This is a genomic window from Arthrobacter sp. FW306-1B-F12A (assembly GCF_058781865.1).
Genome location: NZ_JBYSXD010000034.1, coordinates 1 through 8,355 on the forward strand (window position 1 = coordinate 1; position 8,355 = coordinate 8,355).

Annotated in this window: 8 protein-coding genes; 3 read left to right on the top strand and 5 right to left on the bottom strand. The window is 58.2% G+C overall.

Annotated elements, in window-relative coordinates:
• The coding region (locus tag AC3WJU_RS15565) for a hypothetical protein (protein WP_492260304.1) at window positions 1–228 on the top strand (228 nt) is incomplete at its 5' end.
• Window positions 229–297: 69 nt separating this feature from the next.
• On the opposite strand, the gene AC3WJU_RS15570 is transcribed toward AC3WJU_RS15565, so the two are convergent.
• The 5 genes from AC3WJU_RS15570 to nrdH all read right to left on the bottom strand — a co-directional run bounded on the left by AC3WJU_RS15570 (window position 298) and on the right by nrdH (window position 6,277).
• Window positions 298–1,992, bottom strand: coding sequence for an AAA family ATPase (locus AC3WJU_RS15570; protein WP_492260305.1), 1,695 nt, complete (start codon window positions 1,990–1,992; stop codon window positions 298–300).
• A 263-nt stretch (window positions 1,993–2,255) separates the two neighbouring features.
• Window positions 2,256–3,230, bottom strand: coding sequence for a class 1b ribonucleoside-diphosphate reductase subunit beta (gene nrdF / locus AC3WJU_RS15575; RefSeq protein WP_059389329.1), 975 nt, complete (start codon window positions 3,228–3,230; stop codon window positions 2,256–2,258).
• Between the two features lie 118 nt (window positions 3,231–3,348).
• On the bottom strand, window positions 3,349–5,496 hold the full coding sequence (nrdE, locus tag AC3WJU_RS15580) for a class 1b ribonucleoside-diphosphate reductase subunit alpha (protein ID WP_307053035.1): 2,148 nt from the start codon (window positions 5,494–5,496) through the stop codon (window positions 3,349–3,351).
• Window positions 5,497–5,507: 11 nt separating this feature from the next.
• Complete coding sequence (gene nrdI / locus AC3WJU_RS15585; protein ID WP_059389331.1) at window positions 5,508–5,978, bottom strand: class Ib ribonucleoside-diphosphate reductase assembly flavoprotein NrdI; 471 nt, start codon at window positions 5,976–5,978, stop codon at window positions 5,508–5,510.
• A gap of 56 nt (window positions 5,979–6,034) precedes the next feature.
• Complete coding sequence (gene nrdH / locus AC3WJU_RS15590; protein WP_028267421.1) at window positions 6,035–6,277, bottom strand: glutaredoxin-like protein NrdH; 243 nt, start codon at window positions 6,275–6,277, stop codon at window positions 6,035–6,037.
• Between the two features lie 486 nt (window positions 6,278–6,763).
• Between nrdH and AC3WJU_RS15595 the strand changes: the two genes are divergently transcribed.
• Both AC3WJU_RS15595 and AC3WJU_RS15600 read left to right on the top strand, forming a co-directional pair.
• On the top strand, window positions 6,764–7,741 hold the full coding sequence (locus AC3WJU_RS15595; RefSeq protein ID WP_492260306.1) for a LysR family transcriptional regulator: 978 nt from the start codon (window positions 6,764–6,766) through the stop codon (window positions 7,739–7,741).
• Between the two features lie 51 nt (window positions 7,742–7,792).
• A complete protein-coding gene (locus tag AC3WJU_RS15600) occupies window positions 7,793–8,299 on the top strand; it encodes a DUF2004 domain-containing protein (RefSeq protein ID WP_059389332.1) in 507 nt (168 codons plus the stop codon).
• The last annotated feature ends 56 nt before the right edge of the window (window positions 8,300–8,355 follow it).

Below are 8,355 nucleotides of genomic sequence, written 5' to 3' on the forward strand. Positions count from 1 at the left end.
CCTCTTGAGAAGTGCCGCCCGGACGGCGGCATGACACTCATCCCAGGGATCTATTTCCCCACGAACCGTGAAGAGCCCGGTTCCTCGCAGCACCAGCGGTACTTGGACCACAGCACCTCGACGGCACCGGCGACAGATACGTCCCGGACCCGTTGGAAGCGGCGTTCCTTCCGTCGGGATGCCACGACTCAGCAGGTGGGGCAGCCCGTTTTCCGAGGTGCGGGGTAGGACTAATTAGATAACGCTTGCCATCTCGCCAAGGCTGAACTGTACACCAAAGGTAAGTGGGCTCTTATTCTATTGAATCGCAAACAGTGATTCGAGCGACTCCAACTTAATATGCGCGGAGTCCGGAAGCGAGTGGACCGGCTTCTTAAACTCATCTTGGACAAGCGCCTTCATTTGCTTAAGCACTGTCTTGCCATGCCTGAATCTGATGGCGTTCTCCTTAAAGTCGCGAGAACACTCGCGAGAAATGGTTCCATAATTTATTTCACTACCCCCGGTCTTGTTCCTATTACGGAGAGCGGCAGCTACACGAGAGTTATTCAGCTTCTCAACAGACTTATCTAACGTTGTGTCAGTTGCCTCTTGAAGGAGCTCAGCAGCTCGCTGGATTGTAAGCTCCGGAATAAAACTGCTCCAATAGGCGGCACATAAGAAATGACTCTCAGTGTCCGTACCCGTCGTCACGAAAGGATGGAGGCCCTGAGATTGTAGGGAGGACAAAAATTCTTGAACTTCCGAATCTCCTAAATAATCGCGGTCCCGGTGGACAAGAATCTGAGTTCCAGGAGCGTGCTCGCGGATAAAGTTTCCCAAAACAAGGGCAGCTTCAATTTTTGTGCATCCCTGATACGACCAGACGTCATACTTATCAGGCTCAAGTCCTGAAGATTCAAGGAGCGTCCTTAGGAGCTCTGGATTCTTGTCTTCAGTTAGTACGATCCACGGCGTTTGCCCGTTGCGTAAGCGATCAGTGGCATCCAAAGCTCCAAGTCCAAGGAGTATGTCGACGCGGTCAAAGGTCTCGACTTGCGAATTTCCGGCGTCAATCCAGCGGATTTCCGCTTCCAGCGTCTCAAGCTCATCCAAGAAATGCCTCGAATGGGTCGAAATTATAACCTGGAAATCACACTCAAAGGAAAGTTCACACAGAAGTTGAGCCAATTTTCGCTGATTGTCAGGATGGAGGTGCGAGTCTGGTTCGTCCAACAGTAGAAGCTTGGGACTATATACTCCAATGTATGCAAGAATCTGAATCGCCTGCAATACGCCAGTACCGCAGGAATCAATTGGCAAGTAGACACCATCACGTACAGCAAAAGCTGATATGACCTCATCCGTCGCATTGTCAAACCGCATACTGATGCTGAGGTTCGGAAAAAGCCTTAGAAGCCTTTTCGAGAATAGATTCCAAGCGGTTATGTCCTGCTTAAGTGTCCACAGGATATTTCGAAAAACACCATTGGCGTCGCCCTTTGCCGCAGCACGACGAACGAGCCCCTGAGATTTCAACTCTTCATAGGCTGGAATTCCAGCCAGCCCTGGCGCGAGGACGCTATATGGTTGAGTTAGAGGTTCCAGCTTGAGCCCAAGGCGCTTACCTGTAATCGAAACATTTATGTTTTTATTTTTTCCTCGCCGAACCTCCGTGGTGACCCCACCGAGGGTTTCATCCGTCAAGCTGATCACAATCGCAGATGTTGCCGTCTGCTTAAGGCGGCCGCCTTGGGCCAGAGCGTGAACATCTCGCATGGGCGAGTACACCAACTGCTCTGCGGCGAGCGTGCCTGAAATTGTACCGTCCCACTTCCACCTCGCGACACCGTCCAACTTAAGGCTCTGTGCAACTGAAGTGCTGAATTGCAGCGCCTGAAGAATCGAACTCTTGCCTGCATTATTGGATCCAACTAGCGCGGTAACCCTTCCGAGATCCAGCTGCAATCCTGTAAGGTTCTTGAACCTTTGGATGTGAACATTTTGGATCATGCTTCGTGACTCGATTCATCGCAGAAGTCAGTAGGAGGGCGGCAGGGTTGTGGCTGTCAAGATGGGAGGGGAAACCTGTCGGGCTGCAACAACACCTTCGCGGGCGTCAGGTACCCCCAGCGCCCGAATCTAGGAAAGCGTCGACCCACCGTTGTCAGCCCCGTGGGCCGTACGATTTGCCGCGGGACCGACGACGTAGATACCACAGCACTCGTTGCACTGCTGTGAGCGGCCGCCGCAACGACACCCCTTAGAGGAAAGAACTAGAACTCCCAGTCCTCATCCTCAGTGTTAACAGCCTTACCAATGACGTAAGACGACCCGGACCCCGAGAAGAAGTCGTGGTTCTCGTCAGCGTTAGGTGACAGGGCCGACAGGATAGCCGGGTTTACGTCGGTGACGGACGCCGGGAACATCGCCTCGTAGCCGAGGTTCATGAGGGCCTTGTTGGCGTTGTAGTGCAGGAACTTCTTGACGTCCTCGGCTAGGCCGACGCCGTCGTAGAGGTCGTGCGTGTACTGGACTTCGTTTTCGTACAGCTCGAAGAGCAGTTCGAAGGTGTAGTCCTTGATTTCCTGGCGCTTCTCCTCGGAGACCTTTTCGAGGCCCTTCTGGAACTTGTAGCCGATGTAGTAGCCGTGCACGGCTTCGTCGCGGATGATCAAGCGGATGAGGTCTGCCGTGTTCGTCAGCTTGGCCCGGGAAGACCAGTACATCGGAAGGTAGAACCCGGAGTAGAACAGGAACGATTCCAGCAGCGTCGAAGCGACCTTGCGCTTCAGGGGATCGTCGCCCTGGTAGTAGTCCATGACGATCTGTGCCTTCTTCTGCAGGTTCTCGTTCTCGAGGGACCAGCGGAAAGCGTCGTCGATCTCCTTGGTGGAGCACAGGGTCGAGAAAATCGAGGAATACGACTTCGCGTGCACCGACTCCATGAAGGCAATGTTGGTGTACACGGCCTCTTCGTGCGGGGTGATCGCGTCCGGGATCAAGGAAACAGCGCCAACCGTGCCCTGGATGGTGTCCAGCAGGGTCAGGCCCGTGAAGACGCGCATGGTGAGCTGCTGCTCGTCCGGCGTCAGGGTGTGCCAGGACTGGACGTCGTTGGACAGCGGCACCTTCTCCGGCAGCCAGAAGTTGTTGACCAGGCGGTTCCAGACCTCCACGTCCTTGTCATCCTGGATGCGGTTCCAGTTGATCGCTTCGACGTGGCTAAGCAGCTTGACCTTCTCGGTCATTTCGTCCCCTTAACGTATGTGTTCTTTAAGGTAAGCGTACGACGCCGGGCGCTCACCCGGCGTCGTACTCTTCAGTTTTGAGGCGCGGCGGCTGCCGCAAATAAGCAACCGTTATCGGTTACAGCATGCAGGAAACGCAGCCCTCAACTTCGGTCCCTTCCAGCGCGAGCTGGCGGAGGCGGATGTAGTAGAGCGTCTTGATGCCCTTGCGCCATGCGTAGATCTGCGCCTTGTTGATGTCACGCGTGGTGGCGGTGTCCTTGAAGAACAGAGTCAGGGACAGGCCCTGGTCCACGTGCTGCGTCGCCGCGGCGTAGGTGTCGATGATCTTCTCGTAACCGATCTCGTACGCGTCCTGGTAGTACTCCAGGTTGTCGTTCGTCAGGTAAGGGGCCGGGTAGTAGACGCGGCCGATCTTGCCTTCCTTGCGGATCTCGATCTTCGACGCGACCGGGTGGATCGAGGACGTCGAATTGTTGATGTAGCTGATGGAACCCGTGGGAGGGACGGCCTGCAGGTTCTGGTTGTAGATGCCGTGCTCCATGACGGAAGCCTTCAGCTCGCGCCAGTCGTCCTGCGTGGGAATGTGGATGCCGGCGAAAAGCTCGCGGACGCGCCCGGTCTCCGGGGCCCATTCCTGCTCGGTGTACTTGTCGAAGAACGTGCCACTGGCGTACGTCGAGTTCTCGAAGCCGCCGAAGGGCTGGCCGGTCTCGATGGCCAGCTTGTTCGAGGCACGGAGAGCGTGGAACAGCACCGTGTAGAAATAGATGTTGGTGAAGTCCAGGCCCTCTTCGGAACCGTAGTGGACGTGCTCACGGGCAAGGTAGCCGTGCAGGTTCATCTGGCCGAGGCCGATGGCGTGGCTCTGGGCGTTGCCCTGCGCGATGGACGGCACCGAGTTGATGTAGGACATGTCCGACACCGCACTGAGGGCCCGGATGGACGTCTCGATCGAGAGGCCAAAGTCCGGGGAATCCATGGTCTTGGCGATGTTCATCGAACCAAGGTTGCAGGAGATGTCCTTGCCGACCGTCTCGTAGCTGAGGTCCTCGGCGTAGATGGACGGCGTGGACACCTGCAGGATCTCCGAGCACAGGTTGCTCATGGTGATCTTGCCCGCGATCGGGTTGGCCCGGTTCACGGTGTCCTCGAACATGATGTACGGGTAGCCGGACTCGAACTGGATCTCCGCGAGGGTCTGGAAGAACTCGCGGGCGCTGATCTTGGTCTTCTTGATCCGGGAGTCGTCCACCATCTCGTAGTACTTCTCGGTGACCGAGATGTCGGAGAACGGGACGCCGTAGACGCGTTCGACGTCGTACGGGGAGAAGAGGTACATGTCCTCGTTCTTCTTGGCCAGCTCGAACGTGATGTCCGGGACGACGACGCCGAGGGACAGCGTCTTGATGCGGATCTTCTCGTCGGCGTTTTCACGCTTGGTGTCCAGGAATCGGTAGATGTCCGGGTGGTGGGCGTGCAGGTACACGGCACCCGCACCCTGGCGGGCACCGAGCTGGTTGGCGTAGGAGAAGCTGTCTTCGAGGAGCTTCATGACCGGGATGACGCCGGAGGACTGGTTTTCGATCTGCTTGATGGGGGCGCCGTGCTCGCGGATGTTGGTCAGCGAGAGGGCCACGCCACCGCCGCGCTTGGACAACTGCAGCGCCGAGTTGATGCCGCGGGCGATCGACTCCATGTTGTCTTCGATGCGCAACAGGAAGCAGGAGACCAGCTCGCCGCGCTGGGCCTTGCCGGCGTTGAGGAACGTGGGCGTGGCGGGTTGGAAGCGGCCGTCGATGATTTCGTCGACGAGGCGGCTGGCCAGCTCCTCATTGCCGCGGGCAAGGTGCAGGGCAACCATGCAGACACGGTCTTCGTAGCGCTCCAGGAAACGCTTGCCGTCGAAGGTCTTGAGCGTGTAGGAGGTGTAGAACTTGAAGGCGCCGAGGAAGGTCTCGAAGCGGAACTTCTTCTTGTAGGCGCGGTTGAACAGGTCACGGATGAAGTTCATCGTGTACTGATCGAGGGTCTCGCGCTCGTAGTACTGGTTCTTGACCAGGTAGTCCAGCTTCTCTTCCAGGTCGTGGAAGAAAACGGTGTTGTTGTTCACGTGCTGCAGGAAGTACTGGTGCGCGGCCTCGCGGTCGGCTTCGAACTGGATCTCCCCGTTCGGACCATAGAGGTTCAACATGGCATTGAGCTCATGGTAGCCAAGGCCCTTGTAGGCCTCCGGCAATGGCTTCTTGACCTTGGCGGTGTCCATAGCGCCCTTGGTTACTTCTGTATCTGCGACAGTCGTGTCCAAAACTTTTCCAATCCTTGATTGACCCGGTCAACATCTTCCGGAGTCCCCATGAGTTCGAATCGATAAAGAAGCGGAACCCGGCATTTGGTGGCGATGATGTCTCCCGCCATGCAGTAGTTTTCCGCGAAGTTGGTGTTTCCTGCTCCGATGACGCCGCGGATCAGTTCCCTGTTCTGCGGGTTGTTCAGAAACCTGATGACTTGCTTGGGCACCGATCCTTCGCCATTCGTGCCGCCATACGTGGGCAGCACCAGGACGAAAGGTTCCAGTGCGAGCAGCGGTGCGTCCTTGGCATGGAGCGGGATGCGTTCCGCGTCGACGCCGAGCTTCTGGACGAAGCGCTTGGTGTTCTCAGATGTGGAGGAAAAGTAGATGAGGTGACTCCGCGTGCTGACGGCTTCAGCGTTCAGTTGAGCAGTTGCTGTTGCCAGCGCTGCCATGGGAGTCACCTCGACTACATTGGAATACTTTGTTGTTGTGGCGGAGTCCTGAAAAACTACGCTACCGAAGCGGCAGCCAGCGCCAGCTCTTCGATCTTGTCCGGACGGAAACCTGACCAGTGGTCCTGCTCGGTCACCACGACGGGGGCCTGCATGTATCCAAGGGCCTTCAGGCGCTCAAGGGCCTCGGCATCCTGTGAGATGTCAACGCTCTGGTAGGCGATGCCCTTTTTGTCGAGTGCACGGTAGGTTGCGTTGCACTGAACACAGGCCGGCTTCGTGTAAACCGTAACAGTCATGGTCCCTGTCCCCTTTGTTGAAGTCTTTGCTCTTCGCTTGGCAGGCCCCGACCGGAACTGATTCCGACTCCGATGCTGGCCCGCTGACCGCCTAGGCGGCCGAACTCTTCTATTCACGTCTTGCATTCATGTCTTGCATGTCTTGTGCTGGTTTCCCGCTCAATCCGTAAATCGATACTACATGTAGTGCAAGCGCCTCAGCGGAACCCCAAGATGATGTATTACAAGTATGTCATTTTACGCACCGGCAGTCCACAGGCAAGGGAGGTAAAAATGTCCGGGAATCCGCCAAATCCGGAGACGTAATCCACACCCTGTGGACTACTTAGCCACATTTAATCCTCAGCGTGTCGCTTGGATCCCGGCGTGTCGCGGCATCCTGCAAACACGGTTTCGTGGCTCCCCCGGGCAGCAGCGGAGACCGAATTCACACCGCTATGCTGGCTGGGCACGGATTTCGGCCGGCATCGAGCCTAAGGATCACTGATGGTCAACCTTCTCCACCTGCGGACACTGCTTGAAGTCACGCGGCTCGGTTCCTTCGCGGCAGCCGCCGCACGGCTCGGCTACACAGCCTCAGCCGTATCCCAACAGATGGCATCCCTGGAACGGGACACCGGCGTCGAGCTCTTCCACCGTTCCCCACGCAGCGTGGTTCCCACCGAAGCCGCCCTGACCATGGTGCGGCATGCCTCCAAAGTGCTCACCGACGTCGAGACCCTGCTGGCCGCCGCATCGAGGAGCGCGGACTCCCCCGTCCAGGAACTGCGGCTCGGCATCTTCCCCAGCCTGGCAACCTACGTCCTGCCGGACATTCTCCGGAACCCGCGCTGGAAAAAGCTTGGCATAGAACTCCGTGTATGGGTGGCCGAACCTTCCCAAACCATCCAAGGGCTGCGCACCGGCGGCGAACTGGACCTGGCGCTGGTGTACCAAGTGGGCCAGTCCGGACTCGCGTGGCCCCACACCCTGGACCGGCAATGGATCGGCGACGACGACTTCCGGGTGGTGCTCCCCGCGTCCTGGGGCATCCGGGAGGACGCCGAAATGCAGGCCTCGCAACTCTCGGACATGCCCTGGATCATGCACCACCCGGGCACGAGCGATGCGGTGGTGATTGAACGCTTGTTCGCCAGTTGCAATCTGCACCCGCGCGTCGCGGCCTATAGCGACGACTTCCACGCCAGCCTCGAGATGGCGGCAGCGGGGCTCGGCGCCGCACTGGTGCCGGAACTCGCGCTGCGGCACCGGCCGCCCGGCGTCGTGGTCCTCGACGTTCCGGACATCCGGCTAGCCCGCAACGTGTTCGCCCTGCTCATCAACGAGAAGCGCACAGCGCAGGTGCAGCTCTTCACGGAATTGCTGGCCGATACCCTTCGCGGGAGCACCGCAACCGTCCGCGCCGGCAGTGCCGCTACGATGCCCAAATCGACGCAAAAGTCAACGCCCAAACCACGCACCTGAAATCTTCCAGGATGCTGGAACACGCCGCTTGTTTGGGACTATCTTGAAGACATGAGCAAGGTAGCGAGCAAACATTTTGGGGAGATCGAGCTCAACCACGGGCGGGAGCACTGTTACGTGGCTTCGCACGAGCTCGCCGGAAATCCCCTGGAACTGGACCTGAACGTCGCGGCGCACGACCATTTCGACGAGAAGGCACTCCATAAGGTGGACTACCGCCTGGGCTACCTCCCCGAGCTGGTGGACCAGGTCCGGGACATGATCGCCGAGGAGCTGGACCAGGACGGCACCAACTCCCAGCAATTCCTCCACTTCCACTCCAACCAGCTCAAGGACGAGCAACTGGAGGCAGTGTTCGGCGTCCGCGACAAGACGCAGCTCACCAAGGACGTCTTCCTCAAGGCCCTCAAACTAGGCCATGTAGCGATCTACCCCGGCCAGCCGGAGCGCTATTTCGTCCTCGACTTCACCTTGGGCTCGCACTTCACCGACGAACTCCTGGTAGTCGCGGCGGACGAGGACGGCGTGGTGGACGACGAGATCCTCTGGGAGTCGTGACGCAGGACCAAGGTCCTGAGGCAGAGTTAACGACGGCGGCCGGTCACCTTTCGAGG

What these genes read in the sequence shown, in the direction of transcription:
- AC3WJU_RS15570 (WP_492260305.1), bottom strand. Translation starts at nt 1,992, where the DNA reads ATGATCCAAAATGTTCACATCCAAAGGTTCAAGAACCTTACAGGATTG.
- nrdF (WP_059389329.1), bottom strand. Translation starts at nt 3,230, where the DNA reads ATGACCGAGAAGGTCAAGCTGCTTAGCCACGTCGAAGCGATCAACTGG.
- nrdE (WP_307053035.1), bottom strand. Translation starts at nt 5,496, where the DNA reads ATGGACACCGCCAAGGTCAAGAAGCCATTGCCGGAGGCCTACAAGGGC.
- nrdI (WP_059389331.1), bottom strand. Translation starts at nt 5,978, where the DNA reads ATGGCAGCGCTGGCAACAGCAACTGCTCAACTGAACGCTGAAGCCGTC.
- nrdH (WP_028267421.1), bottom strand. Translation starts at nt 6,277, where the DNA reads ATGACTGTTACGGTTTACACGAAGCCGGCCTGTGTTCAGTGCAACGCA.
- AC3WJU_RS15595 (WP_492260306.1), top strand. Translation starts at nt 6,764, where the DNA reads ATGGTCAACCTTCTCCACCTGCGGACACTGCTTGAAGTCACGCGGCTC.
- AC3WJU_RS15600 (WP_059389332.1), top strand. Translation starts at nt 7,793, where the DNA reads ATGAGCAAGGTAGCGAGCAAACATTTTGGGGAGATCGAGCTCAACCAC.